We start from the raw sequence: 15,879 nt of genomic DNA, 5'->3' as shown, positions 1-15,879 counted from the left end.
TATTATCCTGTTACCGGAAAACAACATTTGCTGGATTGGGCCATGGCATCGTTAAAAAGTTTCACAGATCGAATCACGGTTTCTTTTTCAAAATCAGTCAAATACGAAAAAACTTCGTTTAAGTATTCATTCATTTGTGCATCAATGGTGGTTGCTACATATTTACCTTCCACGGTGAGGGACAGGGTATAGACTCTACGATCGCTAGGGTCCGGCGTTTTCTCAACCAGATTGATCTTGGTCAAGCTCTGAACCTGTCTACTGAATGTTGTGATGTCTGTTCCAAGGGTTTCAGCAATTTGCTGCATGGAAGGTTTATGCTGACGGTCAATTTCATAAAGTATATGGCTTTGAACTGGTGAAATGTCGTGTCCACCCACGGTACAACAGTTTTTGTTTAGTAAGCCTAAACGGCGTGTCATGTTTTGAAATAACTCTCGTGTATTTTCCATGTATATTTCACCTCATGCCTTAGTTATACATTATATATTTGCAAAATGCAAGTAATATTCATTCTTGATTTTAGAATGGAGCTCAATTAGTATATAAGCATACATTTATATAATCGAAAGGGGGTTACACATTGGAGCAACTTGGTTATGTAGCCGATCATTTAAAGCTACTGGGGGATAAAACCCGCTTGGCCATGCTTTCCCTTCTAAGAGAAAGAGAATGGTGTGTTTGCGAATTTGTAGATATCTTCGATATGTCGCAGCCTGCCATTAGCCAACATTTGAGAAAATTAAAGTCGCAAGGGATCGTAAAAGAAGAAAGACGAAGTCAGTGGGTATACTATTCTTTAAACGTAGACGACAAGCCCCATATTCAAGCTGTGCTTGAGTGTATGCCAGATTCTAAGCAAATATTAAAATGGATGAATAAAGAGGAACCCATAGCATCTTGTGGACCGGATTCCCCAGCTTGCTCCTCCTAAAGGTTGTTCAGTTTATCTCCTTGCGGGGATAAATGTTTTCTTTATATAAGTACATGTTTATAAGGTGATAGGTGGAAAGGGAGGAAGTAGCAAAACGAGAAGATGGAGCACTAGGGATATCATGGGTAATGGAGGTTTTGATCATTGGTTTTGTTGGCATGCATTATATTTTTGGCTACTTTAGTGTTGGTGATCTGGCAGCCTAAAAATCTGTCTATCGGCTGGTCGGCCTGCGGCGGAGCAATACTCGCCTTGCTGGTGGGTGTAGTCGATTTGCATGATGTTTGGGAAGTTACTCAGATTGTCTGGAATGCGACACTGGCTTTTGTGGCCATCATTCTGATTTCGTTAGTGCTCGATAAAATCGGCTTCTTCGAATGGGCGGCGCTTCACATGGCACGAGCTGCGCGGGGAAGCGGGACTCGGATGTTTGTTTACGTGAGCATTCTTGGCGCCGTTGTTGCTGCTTTTTTTGCGAATGACGGAGCGGCCCTAATTTTGACACCGATTGTTCTAGCGATGGTTCGGGCACTGAAATTTAATGAGAAAATGGTTTTCCCTTTCATCATAGCGAGCGGATTTATTGCGGACACGACGTCGCTTCCACTTGTAGTCAGCAACCTGGTGAATATTGTATCAGCCGATTTTTTTGGGATCACCTTTATGGAATATGCGAGTCGCATGATCGTCCCTAATTTGTTTTCCTTAGCAGCTAGTATAGGGGTACTGTATCTTTTTTTCCGCAAAAGGATTCCAAAAACGTTTGATGCGGCACAATTAATAACGCCTGCAGAAGCGATTAAAGATCCAAAGATGTTCCGCATGTCCTGGATCGTTCTCGCAATTCTGCTGGTTGGCTACTTTGCATGCGAATTTTTTAACATTCCCGTTTCCGTGGTAGCCGGCATTATTGCAATCTTTTTCTTATTGATGGCGAGAAGAAGCCCTGCGGTACCCATGAAAGAAGTCATTAAGGGCGCTCCATGGGCTATCGTATTTTTCTCCATCGGGATGTATGTTGTGGTGTATGGCCTGCGTAATGCCGGTTTGACGGATCTTCTGGCTCATGTGATTCAAGCAGCTGCCGATCAAGGTATGTTTGTGGCTACCATGGGCATGGGTTTTATCGCTGCGGTTATCTCGTCAGTGATGAATAACATGCCTACGGTCATGATTGATGCACTTGCCATTGATGCCACTCATACAACCGGTATGGTCAAAGAGGCATTGATATATGCTAACGTGATTGGATCGGATCTGGGACCCAAAATAACTCCGATCGGTTCATTAGCCACATTGTTGTGGCTACATGTGCTCAGTTCAAAAAACGTGAAAATTTCTTGGGGAACTTATTTTAAAACAGGCATTGTTTTAACGATTCCTACACTTTTTATTACCCTGTTGGGCTTATATCTGTGGTTAGCTATTTCATAATTGAACATTAAAGGAGACGTTTATGATGGAAAAAAAGACAATTTACTTTTTGTGCACTGGTAATTCTTGTCGGAGTCAAATGGCAGAAGGATGGGCCAAAAAATACTTGGGAGACCGTTGGAATGTGTACAGTGCGGGCATTGAAGCGCATGGTCTTAATCCTAAAGCGGTGCAAGCAATGAATGAAGTAGGTATCAATATTTCTAGTCAAACTTCGGATATTATAGATCCAGTCTTGCTGAACAGCGCCGATTTAGTTGTGACCTTGTGCGGAGATGCTGCCGATAAATGTCCCATCACACCTCCACAAGTTCGCCGTGAGCATTGGGGATTTGATGATCCGGCCAAAGCAGAGGGAACGGAAGAAGAAAAGTGGGCCGTCTTCCAGCGGGTTCGTAATCAGGTGGGGGAACGCATTAAACAATTTGCGGAAACCGGCGAATAATAGAATGTCCAGCCGGGAGCCATCCCGGCTTATTTTCTAAAAAGAGTGCAAGGAAGGAGATCTTATGTATGAAATCTATTGAGATCTATGATCCAGCCATGTGCTGCTCCTCAGGCGTATGTGGGCCCGGTGTTGATCCTGAATTAATTCGCACGTCCTCAGTCGTTCATAACTTGCAGAAGCAAGAAGTGAGCGTATCTAGATATAATCTGGCCAGTGAGCCAGACGCCTTTGTATCGAACGTCATAGTCAGACAATTATTGACCGATGAAGGACCGAAGGTCCTACCTGTTATTGTTGTAGACGGACAAGTGGTTAAGAAGCAAAGCTATCCTACCAATGAAGAATGGGAGCAGTGGACAGGAATCGCTGTTTCTGAACTGACCGCCAAGCCCCGGATACGCCTGGAGATAAAGACGAAATTATAATAATGGAAAGAAGGGCTAATATGTCTATCCCGTTCGATCCACATACGATCTTGCGTACACCTTATCTATTCTTTACAGGAAAGGGGGGTGTCGGCAAGACGTCAACAGCTTGCGCAGCGGCAGTAGCACTGGCTGACTCTGGCAAACGTGTGTTACTTGTGAGCACCGACCCTGCCTCCAATTTGCAGGACGTTTTTGATATGAAGCTTTCCAATCATCCCGTCTCCATTGAGGGAGTGCCTCATCTGGATGTAGCCAATCTGGACCCTGAAACCGCTGCGGCAGAATATAAGGATAAGGTTATCAATCCTTACCGAGGCGTTCTGCCAGATGCAGTGATTCAAACCATGGAGGAGCAGCTATCTGGTGCCTGTACGGTGGAGATTGCTGCCTTTGATGAATTCACATCCTTGCTGACAAACAAAGAGGTAAGAGCTCAGTACGACCATATCCTGTTTGACACCGCACCTACGGGTCATACGCTGCGTCTGCTTCAATTGCCTTCGGCCTGGAGCGGGTTCCTGGAGGAGAGCACTCACGGCGCCTCGTGTCTTGGACCGCTGGCCGGTTTGGAGTCCAAGCAGGCTTTGTATGGGGATGCGGTTCAAACGCTGTCAGATGGAGAACAGACCACACTTATTTTGGTCACCCGTCCGGAAGCCTCTCCTTTAGTGGAAGCAGGACGTGCATCATCGGAACTCAGAGGAACGGGGATTGCGAATCAACTGCTCGTCATTAACGGCTTATTGACCCACTATTCCGTGGAAGATAGGGTAGCGGTAGCTTTCTATAACAGGCAGGCGCAGGCGCTAGAGCGAATGCCTAAAGAACTACAAGAGCTTCCGAGTTACTCCATCCCTCTTGCTCCGTTTAACGTGACTGGGATTGAGCATTTGCGAGAGTTTTTCCAATCGTCCCCTTCAGGTACGGCTGTTGCCGCTACGGCTTCCGCAGATCAGAAGCTTGCGATGGCCCCACTGGACATCTTAATTCAGGATCTGGAGGCAGATAACATCCGGGTCATCTTCACCATGGGCAAAGGGGGCGTAGGGAAGTCTACGGTCGCATCTGCCATTGCGGTTGGGCTGGCTGAACGGGGACACCGTGTCCATCTGAGCACGACAGATCCGGCCGCTCATTTGGAGTATGTTTTCGGTGAAGCCACTGAACGGATCTCGCTTAGCCGGGTAGATCCGAAGCTGGAACTGGAGAGATACCAGGCGCAGGTGATGAGCGAGAATGCGGATGCTCTGGATGAGGAAGGGATAGCCTTCCTGGAAGAGGATTTGCGTTCACCTTGTACAGAAGAAATTGCCATATTTCGGGCATTTGCTGATCTAGTAGAACGAGCCGAAGAAGAGATCGTAGTGATTGATACGGCTCCGACCGGACACACACTGTTACTGCTGGATGCGACAGAGGAGTATCACAAGGAAATCTCCCGTTCTTCCGGTGTCATTCCGGCCTCTGTGCAGCATCTGCTGCCCCGGCTGCGTGATCCCAAGGAGACGAGTGTCGTTATTGTAACGTTGGCGGAGGCAACGCCAGTGCATGAAGCGTCACGGTTGGAGAGCGATCTGGACCGGGCAGGGATTCCAGTCAAGTGGTGGACGATCAATCAAAGCTTGGCGGCTGCTGGAACGACAGATCCAGTCCTGAACGGACGGGCCCAAGCGGAGCTGGAATGGATTAACCGCGTGAACCACATGTCAGATGCACATGCCGTTATTATTCCCTGGGTACCCCATGAGATTACAGGATATGAACAGCTCAAAGCCCTCGGAGAAGCAAATTTGGAATAGATACCGGAGGTACTAGAATGACAATTACCGATGAAGCGAGAGAATTTATTGAAAAGATGATGAAGGAAGCTGGAGTGTCTACCTTGCGTATTGGATATGCCGGAGCAGGATGCTGTGGGCCCAGCTACCAGTTGTCCCTTGAGAAGCCACAAGAGAACGATGCGGTAAGTCTAGTCAATGAGGTCGAGGTGGCGGTTGACCCACAGGTGGCTGACCAGGTCAGTGGACTTACCCTTGGATACATTCAAGATGAGCAAGGTGCAGGACTAACGATGAGTGGCGGCAGCAGCTGCTGTTAAGCCGATAGGAGGACAACGATGATGGCGAATTATCATACGCTTGTTGAAAACAAAGTATATATTGGTGGAGAGAGTGCATTGGTCCAAGCACTTCAAGAGCAAGAGATCTCAGATGTTTTTGATCTGAGAGATAACGGCACAGAGGCAGAAGGATTTCCGGCAAAGGTAACGCGTCATCATTATCCGATTGTGGAAGATGAGACTGGCCAGGAGGCTTCTGTGCAAGCCGCTATTCAGGCTGTTAAAGAAGCGGTGAACAGCGGGAAGACCGTGTATTTCCATTGCGCCGGTGGACGGAATCGTACAGGAACCGTAGCAACTGGAGTGTTACTTGAGCTGGGTTTGGCTACCACAGTGGAAGAGGCGGAAGCCTTGGCCAAAGAAAAACGTCCGGATATCAATATCAAGCAAGAAATGCGTGATGTGTTGAAAGGTTTTTATCCATCCAAGTAATTTAATCGATACAGTACAGGGACAATTTCCTAAGGGAGATTGTCCTTATTTTCTTTCAAGAAGCATGTATTAATGCTATTTTTAGCATTCGAGATTTAATGACGGACCCAATAGGAAATTATCTCTTCAAACGTAATACTTGTTGTCTGACTTCCTTTTGCTGCGATCTACGTTGTTCTTCCATGTCGTCATGATGTTGTTTCCGCTCACGTTGACTCTTATTCTTAATGTGTTTAATGGCGTTACTGATTTCTAAATGATAGCCATCTGGATCAAGTTGTTTTTTCATCTTATCCTTTCCACAAGACTCTCCATCGTACCACGCTATTTGGAGTTGAAAAGCGACTTCGTCCGCAAGTGCTTCAGTTGGAAGCTCCATGATTAATGCTTCAGCGACCCCATCTCTTAACACCACACAGTATCTACTGTTATGAACGATTGAATAGTACAATCCGGAGTTCCTCCTTTTGGAATGTTGTTTTATCATACGCAAAACTCGGTTAAAAGACGAAACTCAGTGTGAAAGCTGACTCTACCTGAATGAAGTGTTGAGTACGTTTCTAAGGTGAAGTCTATTCAACATTATTGACATTAGGATATTTAGTTATGCAATGAATATAAAAAATCTTATTGTCAATAAATAAAGATATAAGCTAAAGGGAGGAATGATGATGGCCCTGATATCAGATTCTTTGAAAATGTATGATTTTGCTTCAGTGACACCTTTGGGTATCCAATATCAGCATCTTTATTACACGTGTTCCAAGGCCATACGAGAACGTTGGTTTGAGATTGCTCAAAGAGACGGGGGGTGGAATATTCGCATTCAATATACCCCAACTGACTTGAAGCATATTTACCTAGAAACGGATTCTGAAGAGCTTGAAGAATGCAGAATTGTTGTAAGAGAGTCATTGCAAGGTCTTAACTTGGATGAGTATGTACAGAGTGTCCAACTGATGAAACTAGCTAAGCAGATCATAAAAAATAACGAGTAGGGTCCCATTTTTTGTAGAGCAAGTAATTGATAACCGCAGATATGCATTTATACAAGGAGCGATGTACCAGTGTATTTAGATCAACTTGAGCGGTTTATTAAGGAGGGGAACTATAAAAATCTAAAACGGGGAGAAAAGAAGCTGGCGATATTACGTAATAGTGTGATGAATCATCAAGAGAGTCTAGGTTTGAAACGCATGGTATGGTTAGAGCAGAGAGTTGTCGGAACGTTTTGCTCGGTACATACCTATGAAGAAGACAAGAGAAATCTGTTCGATTTTTTGAATAGCTATGGATTGCTTCCTCTGGTTTTAAACATTTCATGGGACAAACTTCTACCCGAGGAACAAAAGAAGCTTGAACAGCCTTCAACTCTAAAACAGCCTTACTTACGTTTTTCACCTAAAAAATCATTATGGATCGATGCTGGGGAGTTAAGGGATTTTGAGACAGCCATTAAACAACTAGACATTGTACAGCTGATTGAGGAGTGGAAAAGAATCCGCCTCTTTTATGATCAGGAATTACAACGGTGGAATGCGTTGCGGAAAGGCACGGTACGAGAAATAAACAAGGGAATTCAACGAATAGAGCTTTCTTTTGGAAGTTTGAATGTAGTGATCCCAAGTCCGCAGCTTAAAGTCATCGATGCACTGGATCAATTAAGTGTGGATTCTTTAGTTTGTGCTGGACGTATTAATTACGAGCTAGTGATGGACTATGCTGCAAAAGGTTTCTTTAAAAAGTCTGAGATCGATCGGTTGCGTCAGTTAAAAAATATAACGAGTAAATATATACTGACCAAGCTGGAGAAAGACGAATGGATGCATGAATTTCTTCATAGAAAGCAACTTCGATTATCACAACTTAGTCAAGAAAGTTTATGGAAATCATAGACGACTGATAGCTTGCGGATATTCACGAATAATGAGGTCTGTTCTGTTGCAGGTGTTTTCAGTTACATTAATACAACATAAGAATGAAAGCAACCTAATTTAAGATAACTCTAACACGACATTATCTACAGCAGTGTTGTTTTTCAGAGAGATTGGGTGGTATAATCTCACCAAATACGCAACCTTTATAATTTACGCTATTTTGTCGAAAGTTATATTACTAAAAAGCTGGAGTAGTCCAGAAATCTCTCTAGAAAAATTAGATATCACACATCTAAAAGTCAGGCACCTTGTTTTTACAGTGGGGCTTTTTTTGCATTTACTACGAGGTGAATGGAGGGGCACTATGGCTCAAGCATATCCAATTCCCACCACGATAGAAAAATGGATAAAACAAGGTAAAGGTCAGGGCATGGGAAAACATTATGTACCTTGGTTTACAGCAAGGCAGGTACCTTCACAAGGACGGACGCATACCGCAAAAGGAATTAAATCAGGAAGAGAGCACTTACTTCTTTCGGATCTAGAATGGTATTACTTTTATTTATTGGAATGGTCTGATGTCATAGAAGGGTATCGTGAACAATATCCACTCTTGCCCATAGAAGAAACGATTCAGATTGCGGAAAACCTCGGTGTTGATCATCCCATTGATCCGCAGAAACGCGAGCTGAAGGTGATGACTACAGATTTTGTAATTGACCAGGAAGATAACCCTGTTGATGTTGTGAATATTAAACCAGCCAATAAGATTACATTACGTGAAGTGGAGAAGATGGAAATTGAAAGACAGTACTGGGAAGCACGGAATGTAGGATGGAGTTTAGTAACCAATAAAGATATCCCTGTGCCCTACGCAATGAATATTCAATACGTTCATAAAGCTCATAATCTAGCTCCGTACCATATTACAGATCAGCATGTAATGAAGGCTAGAGCGTTAATGGAACAAAGGATTACAGATCTATCTCACAAATTAACTGATATAACCGATCAAGTAGATGATGCGTTAGGACTAAAACCTGGAAACAGTCTAGTCATTGTAAGGCACTTGATTATGACTAAACAATGGAAAGTGAATATGAAGACAAGAATAGATCCTAATCGCCCCTTGGAGATAGTAGGTTTCAATTATGATAATTCCAGCCAACAAGGGGGAATGCGTCATGCATAATGAAATTTACGTAAATACAGTTTTGGTGGTATGGCAAGGTGAAACGGAAGAAGAAGAGGAAGAACGTGATGATCCTGATTTATACCGTGTCCTTTGGGTGCAGCGCAACGAAGACTTGGTGATTATGATCAATACGAAAGAAGAAAAGGGGTATAACCCGTATCCTGAAATGTTTTCATATTCTATGATTCAGGAAGAGATGAAGGCTGGCAATATAGAAAAGACGGTTATATCTATTCCTAGAATCCATTACCTGGAGCACCAACTGAGCCCTAAGGACAAACAAATCCGGAATCAAAGGTGGAGTTATTTGAACAGGTTAGTAAGTAAGGAGAATGTACCCCATATATTTTACAAACATGAACGTGGTTGTATTGTATCTAACTTGCATAAGCAAACAGGAATATCTAAAGTCCTGATCTGGCGCATTCTTAGAAGGTACTGGCAACGCGGGATGGTCGAAAATACATTACTGCCTGATTATGATCGCTGTGGTGGAAAGGGTAAGGAGCGTGCGGGTACAAATCAGAAGCTGGGCAGACCGAATATGCAAAGCCGGCTTGACGAGGATGTAGTGGGAATTAATGTTACGGATGAAGTCAAACATATTTTTAGAGTCTCCATTGCGAGATGGTATCATAAACGTGAAAAACGAACGTTTCAGGAAGTCTACGAACTCATGCTAGCCCGATTTTTTAATGATGGGTTTGAACTCATTGAAGGGAAACAGGTTCCCATCCTTAAACCTAGCCATGAAAGACCAACTCATCGTCAATTTCAATATTTTTACCAGAAAGAGAACAACCCCAAGGATATGATCTTAAACCGTGAAGGTAGAAGAAGATATAACATCAGATACAGAGCAGTAGAAGGTAGTTTAAAGCATCGCAATTTTGGGCCTGGTTCTGTATATCAGATCGATTCTACAGTCGCTGATATTTATGTGGTTAGTCGCATTAATCGAAAGTGGGTGATCGGCAGACCGGTGATATATATTGTATCTGATTCATTCAGTTCTTTGATTGCAGGAATATATGTGGGCTTAGAAGGTCCCAGTTGGGTTGGTGCGATGCTTGCTTTAGAGAATGCTGCTTCAGATAAAGCGGAGTACTGCAGGCGGTTTGGCATTGAACTTACAGAAGGAGAATGGCCGGCTATTGGATTACCAGAGATTTTATCAACAGATCGAGGAACGGAATATACCAGCCAGTATCCTAAGCATTTAAAAAGAACATTAAATGTAGAATTGGAAGCGTTACCTCCATATCGTCCCGATTGGAAACCGGTAGTAGAAAAAACCTTCGATTTAATTCAGGGAATGGCTATAAAATGGACTCCAGGTGCTGTTCTTGAACGAGAAAAAGAAAGAGGCGAATCCGACTATCGTTCTAAAGCTGTTCTTGATATTCATGAATTCGAAATGATCTTAATTGAGTGTGTGCGTTATCATAATAAACGTTTTTTACCTTCTTATGAGCGTTCCCAGCCGATGATTGAGGACGAAGTCAAAGCAACTCCTTTACATTTATGGAATTGGGGTGTTCGTAAGGGGCATGGTTCACTACGGTGGGCGACTAAAGAAGAACTTCGGATGAATCTCCTGCCTTCCCAAAAAGGACGTTATACTGCCAAAGGGATTCGTTTCGCGGGACATTCTTATACTTGCGTCACCGCCGAGACAGAATCTTGGAGGTTTCGGGCAAAGAATCAGGAAGTCATTGAGATTGAATATAGTTATGATCCAAGAGATATTTCTGTCATTTTTTTAAGACATGAAAATGGTCGCTTCGAAGAATGTTACCGATTGGACGATCAGTATGAACAAAAACAAACGTCGAATAACTATCGTTATGAAGAAGAAATAGACAAAAAAGCGTATGAAGAACGAGAATCCAGGGTGGGTCAAGATGAAAACATTCAGGAACGGATTATTCTTCGTACCAAAAATGCAGCCATTGTAGAAGAAGCTAAATTGAAAACAAACGAAGCTATGAAGGGAATAACCCCTCATGCAAGACTGAAGAATATGCGGGAAAATCGTTCAAATGATAAAGAACAGGAAAGACAGGAAAAGAGCTGGACAGATCGTAGTGGGGATACCAAAAGGAAGGGGGGCAATGTGATTCCTTTGCATGGTGCCTCCCACGACGTGCCTCACACAGATAAAAGTCGTTTACTTCAAAAGATTTTGGAGGAGGATGAAGAGGAGTGAACACCAGACATCCTTTTCGAGGAAGAGTTGAAGTCGCTGAATATCATGATACAGGGATACAGGATTATCAAGGACATCCGCTCATTGAATGTCTTCCTCCTATTTTAGAGGACGAGGAGGCAATCCGGATGATAAAGAACATCAGGAAATTCAACCCAGATGAACGGTTGTTGAGTCCGAGTAAAAGAAGACATTGTATCGAGCGTTTAAGAAGCTTTGTGGTACCGTTAAGCTATCATATTGATTTACAGCAGGATATTTCCGAACTGATTAGGCAAGGGTATGTATCACGAAATTTAAGAACGAATGATGATATTCGTCGCATGCGAAATGTGATGATGGGGTTTAAAAACGAGGCTATAGCTAATCTTGAGAAAAAAAGATTTTTTGTTCCTGCGGCTACCTCTTCCGGTATTGCTGTTATTGGTATTTCAGGTGCGGGCAAAACGACAGGAATCAATAGAGTCCTGAACTTGTATCCACAGATCATTATTCATCCTGAATATGAAGAAAAGCAACTCGTGTGGGTAAAAGTTGATTGTCCCGTCACTGGTACCGTTAAGCAACTTTGTCTTGGATTAATTAAAGAGATGGGTGACCTATTTGGCGAGGTACACTATGAAAATTATGCCCGATATCGAACGGATGAGTTAATTGTTTTGTTGGCTTCATTAGCGATGCGATATCATTTGGGCGTTCTGGTTATAGACGAAATACAATATTTAAATGAAGCAAGAAGTGGTGGCGCAGCGCTGATGTTAAATTTTTTTAATACACTAATTAATACGATTGGAGTCCCGGTTGTTTTAATAGGTACGCCAAAAGCCAAAGATATTTTTGCAAAGGAATTCAGAAACACCAAGCGAGTGACCAATCAGGGCAGCATTTATTGGGATCGACTTCAAATGGACAGTACAGACTGGACTATTTTTTTGTCGCAACTATGGAAACATCAATGGACACAGATTGAAGTGGAACTAACAGAAGAATTCAATAGGATTATGTATGAAGAAAGTCAGGGAATTCCAGACGTTGCCGTGAAGATATATATTGAGTCTCAAAAGAAAGCGATTGAAGAGGGAGAAAAATTAACTCCTTCCATCATAAGTTCTGTGGCACAGAAGCAATTTAAAATATTACAGCCCGCACTTAATGCTCTGCGAAGTGGAAAAAAGAGAGAGTTGGTTAAATTTCTGGATATATTCCTTAGTGATTCCCCGAAACGAGTAATATCATTGTCGGACAAAAAAGAATTTGAGAAACAATTTTCTATGGATTTGGATACGCTTCTTTCTGAGCAAGAGGAAGAGAATGATTTAGATGAAATTGTAACATGGTTAATGGATGCCGGTATCACAGAAGATGTGGCTAGAAAAGTAGCAGAGAAAAGTAAATGCGAAGATAAAGACAAGTGGAGAGCTGCTTCGTTTCAGGAGGCGATATTACCTACGAAAAATGAGCAAAACGATAAAGTTAATGCTGTTCGGCCTCAAAAAAGAGAAAAAAAACAAGTGCGACAAGTAGGTCTGGTCTCAGTCCTAAACAAGCACAAAAAGAAAAAAGCCACTAGTACCAGTTATGATATTTTAAAAGAAGCGGGTTATATTCAAGATCCATTCAATTTTTTGAAATTGGAGTGAAACTCATGAGCATGGAGATCTATCCTGATGAATTAATCAGTAGTTTTATGGCTAGAATGCATTGGACAAGAGGTCATAAAAGCATCCGGGCTACATACAATAACTTGCTTGAATTAAGAGCAGGTAGACCAGTTCATGATTTACCCAGTGGATTGATGACATTCATGCAAAAATTCAAGTTTAAATGTAGTGTGGAGGAATTAATTTATTCCCACACATTATATCCTTATTACCAACCTTTTTGGTCAGAACAGCAAAGAATGCGTGTAAAAAAAGAGATGTTATCCGATAAAAGTCAGATTACGCACCTAGTTTCAGGAGTAATGGCCAGTGTAATTAAAACCCATAAGCAACTCAAGCTGTGTCCTTTATGTATACAACAGGATGAACAAAGGTATGGAGAACCCTATTGGCATCGAGTTCACCAACTTCCAGGCGTATGGGCTTGTCCTACACATCACTGCGTACTGATCGACAAATGTTTTAAATGTGGTGATGACTTTTTGGATCACCGTATTCAGTATCCAACGTTACTGAATAGATTTTGTAAAAATCAACATTCCTTAGCTCATTTTATATGTCCCGAGAAAGATATGGATATTTTACAACTCGCAAAGACAAGTAGGTTTATCCTACACGGGGGATATAGTCAGCTTAATCATACGTTAATGTATAGTCGAATTATGAACCAATTACACCGTTTAGACTTATGTACAGTAGCTGGAAGGGTGAGGCAAAGGGAAGTAAGAGAGCGATTTTTTAGTAAATATAATAGTACATTTTTAAGTCGCATAGGGGTACCCCTTCCAATATCAAACGAATTTAGTTGGTTATCCACTATTCTTCGAAAACCAAGACAATCACAACATCCTCTTTTATATATACTATGTATTCAATTACTATGGGATCAACCGGAGGACTTATTGCAGGAAGAGAGTAGCTCACCTTTTGGCACAGGCCCCTGGCCATGTTTAAACAAGGTATCCGATCATGAATATGTTGAGTCCATAAACAAGGTGAAAATAACGGCATGTTCAAAAACCCGAAAACCAGTAGGTATTTTTGAATGCCCTATTTGTGGATTTACTTACTCCAGAAAAGGACCAGACAGAAAGAAAGAGCATGTAAGTGAAATAAGCACCATCAGAAATTTCGGTTTTGTTTGGGAAAACCAATTAAATGTTTTATTAGAGGAGGATTCGTTAAGCGTAAGAGCAATTGCTCGTTTGATGAAATGCGACTCTAAAACAGTCATGAATTACAAACTCAAAAGAAATGCTGAGGAAAATAAGGTTGACCCGATGCCTGAAAATCATTCAAGAAGAAAACAGAAAATAAAGCCTCTTACCTGCAAAGAGAATTTACCACTATCTTATGATAGAGTCGATTGGAAACGACGGGATTTGGAAATAAACGACCGAATGCTACATGCCATTCATCAGTTACAGAATAGTAAGGACAAACCTATAAGGATAACCAAGACTCGAGTAGGAAGAATAATAGGGTATTCTGGACTGTTGGAGAAGCATCTAGATAAATTACCTTGCTGTAAGGCGACACTTGCAAAGCATGTAGAGCCTATTCAACAATATCAAAAAAGGAAGATCCATTGGGCGATCCAACAATGTGTAAATAACAAAGTGACGCTAAAGAAGTGGGTTATACTTAAGAAAGCAGGGATGAACAATTCTAATTTCAGAACTCTAGATGATTATATCTTTGAGCAAATTGCATGTTTAAATTGCGAAAAGCAAATCGGATAATTACATTGATAACTTTTAGTGAATGATCCTTTATGCAGGGTGAGGGGGAGACATATTGATTATCAATTTGTATCCTGATGAGTATATCTATAGTATCTGCGCGCGATTTCATTTTTATCTAGGTACACAACTAAGAAGTGCTTCTAGATTAATCAAATCATATTCGACTTTGCTAGATATGTGTCATTTAATGCGACCCATAACTCCATCAAAATCGTTAATAGATGCTGCGTATTTGCTACAAACGCACACGCTCCATCCCTATTTTAATCATTTTATTCCAAATCACAAAAAGAAGGAAATTAAAAATACGATCATGAATGATCGTCTAACCAATCTAGAAAACAGCATGGGCTTTAAAATAACTAACCCAGATCTGTGCCTATGTCCCCTTTGTTTCATTGAAGACATGCATAAATATGGTGATCCTTATTGGCATAGATCACATCAATTAGCGGGTACCCTCGTGTGCGACACCCACAATATTATGCTCCTATCTGAATGCCCTGTATGTGGTGAAGTACTGGCGACAAGTACGGAGAAAATCCCTAAGGTTCCTTCTTTATTTTGCTCCTCCGGACATTCCCTTGAATGTGTTATTCCTAACCAAAACAAAATCCTCTTAACAATTGCATGTGAAAATCGTTTGTTACTAGACGAAAAAGTGAATCTTGATGTCATAGAAATTGAAGAGAAAATGAAGGGAATATTACTCTACAAAGAGCATATTTCGAATAAACATACATCAAGGAATATAAAAGTAAACCAAAAATTCCAGGCTAAATTTAGTGAGGAATATGTGAAACGAATTGAAGATTCCATTCAAAGTTTGAAAATTAATTCCATATGGAAAAAACAATCTATTCACCCTATATTCTATGTACTGTACATGATATATTTCTCAGGCTCAATAACTAACTTTGTACATGAGGATAAATATCTACCGTGGAAAAATATGAAATCTTGGCCATGCCCTAATAAAGTGTGTCCTAATTATAAACAACTAGTCGTTCAATTGGTGAATAGTGAAATGATATCTGGTGATATTTATGGCTATTTTATGTGTCCTACATGCGGGTATGCCTACTCCGAATGTGATGGAGACAATTTAGGGACTTTAGATATTATATCTAAAGGTCATTTGTGGGAAGCAAAATTTAAGGAACTCCTTTATAGAGAAGATATATCTTTTGATGACATGAAAGAAATTTTAGGTACTACTTTTTATTGGATAGAAAAAGAACTTAAAAAGTACGAAGACCTAGGTTTAGAACTTCTATTAAAAAAATTGTATTCAAAAGAGATATTAGAAAATATAAAGACGGACGCACTTATTAATAAAAAATGAAATTAAAATCAGGTACTTTAATAATATTATTAGTACTATTTTTTTGAAGAAT

At 41.3% G+C, this 15,879-nt stretch carries 16 protein-coding genes; 14 read left to right on the top strand and 2 right to left on the bottom strand.

What is annotated here, in order from left to right; translation table 11 throughout:
* Window positions 1–2 precede the first annotated feature (2 nt).
* On the bottom strand, window positions 3–452 hold the full coding sequence (locus ACYCS5_RS08125; protein ID WP_459761056.1) for a MarR family winged helix-turn-helix transcriptional regulator: 450 nt from the start codon (window positions 450–452) through the stop codon (window positions 3–5).
* Window positions 453–583: 131 nt separating this feature from the next.
* Between ACYCS5_RS08125 and ACYCS5_RS08120 the strand changes: the two genes are divergently transcribed.
* The 7 genes from ACYCS5_RS08120 (at window position 584) to ACYCS5_RS08090 (ending at window position 5,795) form a co-directional block, all read left to right on the top strand.
* Entirely contained in the window at window positions 584–934 is a 351-nt protein-coding gene (locus tag ACYCS5_RS08120; protein WP_134912418.1) for an ArsR/SmtB family transcription factor, read from the top strand.
* 144 nt (window positions 935–1,078) lie between these two features.
* A complete protein-coding gene (locus tag ACYCS5_RS08115) occupies window positions 1,079–2,368 on the top strand; it encodes an arsenic transporter (RefSeq protein WP_459761055.1) in 1,290 nt (429 codons plus the stop codon).
* Window positions 2,369–2,393: 25 nt separating this feature from the next.
* Window positions 2,394–2,813 (top strand): arsenate reductase (thioredoxin), encoded by a 420-nt coding sequence (gene arsC / locus ACYCS5_RS08110; protein WP_459761054.1) that lies wholly within the window; start codon window positions 2,394–2,396, stop codon window positions 2,811–2,813.
* A 68-nt stretch (window positions 2,814–2,881) separates the two neighbouring features.
* Window positions 2,882–3,241, top strand: coding sequence for an arsenite efflux transporter metallochaperone ArsD (arsD, locus tag ACYCS5_RS08105; protein WP_459761053.1), 360 nt, complete (start codon window positions 2,882–2,884; stop codon window positions 3,239–3,241).
* A 20-nt stretch (window positions 3,242–3,261) separates the two neighbouring features.
* Window positions 3,262–5,043 carry an arsenical pump-driving ATPase gene (gene arsA / locus ACYCS5_RS08100; protein WP_459761052.1) on the top strand — a complete coding sequence of 594 codons (1,782 nt, stop codon included), beginning with the start codon at window positions 3,262–3,264 and terminating at the stop codon, window positions 5,041–5,043.
* A 17-nt stretch (window positions 5,044–5,060) separates the two neighbouring features.
* Complete coding sequence (locus ACYCS5_RS08095) at window positions 5,061–5,342, top strand: HesB/IscA family protein (protein WP_134912428.1); 282 nt, start codon at window positions 5,061–5,063, stop codon at window positions 5,340–5,342.
* Between the two features lie 21 nt (window positions 5,343–5,363).
* Window positions 5,364–5,795 (top strand): protein-tyrosine phosphatase family protein, encoded by a 432-nt coding sequence (locus ACYCS5_RS08090; protein WP_459761308.1) that lies wholly within the window; start codon window positions 5,364–5,366, stop codon window positions 5,793–5,795.
* A 118-nt stretch (window positions 5,796–5,913) separates the two neighbouring features.
* On the opposite strand, the gene ACYCS5_RS08085 is transcribed toward ACYCS5_RS08090, so the two are convergent.
* Complete coding sequence (locus ACYCS5_RS08085) at window positions 5,914–6,246, bottom strand: hypothetical protein (RefSeq protein ID WP_459761051.1); 333 nt, start codon at window positions 6,244–6,246, stop codon at window positions 5,914–5,916.
* A gap of 220 nt (window positions 6,247–6,466) precedes the next feature.
* Here ACYCS5_RS08085 and ACYCS5_RS08080 point away from each other — a divergent pair, with 220 nt between their 5' ends.
* The 7 genes from ACYCS5_RS08080 to ACYCS5_RS08050 all read left to right on the top strand — a co-directional run bounded on the left by ACYCS5_RS08080 (window position 6,467) and on the right by ACYCS5_RS08050 (window position 15,827).
* Entirely contained in the window at window positions 6,467–6,793 is a 327-nt protein-coding gene (locus ACYCS5_RS08080; protein ID WP_459761050.1) for a hypothetical protein, read from the top strand.
* A 69-nt stretch (window positions 6,794–6,862) separates the two neighbouring features.
* Complete coding sequence (locus ACYCS5_RS08075) at window positions 6,863–7,690, top strand: hypothetical protein (RefSeq protein WP_459761049.1); 828 nt, start codon at window positions 6,863–6,865, stop codon at window positions 7,688–7,690.
* Window positions 7,691–8,036: 346 nt separating this feature from the next.
* The gene (locus tag ACYCS5_RS08070) at window positions 8,037–8,864 is read left to right on the top strand and encodes a TnsA endonuclease C-terminal domain-containing protein (RefSeq protein ID WP_459761048.1); all 828 of its coding nucleotides are present in this window, start codon (window positions 8,037–8,039) and stop codon (window positions 8,862–8,864) included.
* Window positions 8,857–11,076 carry a Mu transposase C-terminal domain-containing protein gene (locus ACYCS5_RS08065; protein ID WP_459761047.1) on the top strand — a complete coding sequence of 740 codons (2,220 nt, stop codon included), beginning with the start codon at window positions 8,857–8,859 and terminating at the stop codon, window positions 11,074–11,076. The genes ACYCS5_RS08070 and ACYCS5_RS08065 overlap by 8 nt, the downstream gene beginning before the upstream one ends.
* Entirely contained in the window at window positions 11,073–12,716 is a 1,644-nt protein-coding gene (locus ACYCS5_RS08060) for an ATP-binding protein (protein ID WP_459761046.1), read from the top strand. The genes ACYCS5_RS08065 and ACYCS5_RS08060 overlap by 4 nt, the downstream gene beginning before the upstream one ends.
* A 5-nt stretch (window positions 12,717–12,721) precedes the next feature.
* On the top strand, window positions 12,722–14,479 hold the full coding sequence (locus tag ACYCS5_RS08055; RefSeq protein ID WP_459761045.1) for a TnsD family Tn7-like transposition protein: 1,758 nt from the start codon (window positions 12,722–12,724) through the stop codon (window positions 14,477–14,479).
* A 55-nt stretch (window positions 14,480–14,534) separates the two neighbouring features.
* Window positions 14,535–15,827: a TnsD family Tn7-like transposition protein gene (locus ACYCS5_RS08050; protein ID WP_459761044.1), complete on the top strand. Its 1,293-nt coding sequence runs from the start codon at window positions 14,535–14,537 to the stop codon at window positions 15,825–15,827.
* The last annotated feature ends 52 nt before the right edge of the window (window positions 15,828–15,879 follow it).

It is taken from the genome of Paenibacillus sp. SEL3 (assembly GCF_054602585.1).
This window is presented reverse-complemented; position numbering and strand designations above follow the sequence as displayed.

Coding starts and splice junctions, on each gene's coding strand:
- ACYCS5_RS08055 (WP_459761045.1), top strand. CDS start 12,722: ATGAGCATGGAGATCTATCCTGATGAATTAATCAGTAGTTTTATGGCT.
- ACYCS5_RS08095 (WP_134912428.1), top strand. CDS start 5,061: ATGACAATTACCGATGAAGCGAGAGAATTTATTGAAAAGATGATGAAG.
- ACYCS5_RS08125 (WP_459761056.1), bottom strand. CDS start 452: ATGGAAAATACACGAGAGTTATTTCAAAACATGACACGCCGTTTAGGC.
- ACYCS5_RS08090 (WP_459761308.1), top strand. CDS start 5,364: ATGGCGAATTATCATACGCTTGTTGAAAACAAAGTATATATTGGTGGA.
- ACYCS5_RS08070 (WP_459761048.1), top strand. CDS start 8,037: ATGGCTCAAGCATATCCAATTCCCACCACGATAGAAAAATGGATAAAA.
- ACYCS5_RS08080 (WP_459761050.1), top strand. CDS start 6,467: ATGGCCCTGATATCAGATTCTTTGAAAATGTATGATTTTGCTTCAGTG.
- arsC (WP_459761054.1), top strand. CDS start 2,394: ATGGAAAAAAAGACAATTTACTTTTTGTGCACTGGTAATTCTTGTCGG.
- ACYCS5_RS08065 (WP_459761047.1), top strand. CDS start 8,857: ATGCATAATGAAATTTACGTAAATACAGTTTTGGTGGTATGGCAAGGT.
- arsD (WP_459761053.1), top strand. CDS start 2,882: ATGAAATCTATTGAGATCTATGATCCAGCCATGTGCTGCTCCTCAGGC.
- arsA (WP_459761052.1), top strand. CDS start 3,262: ATGTCTATCCCGTTCGATCCACATACGATCTTGCGTACACCTTATCTA.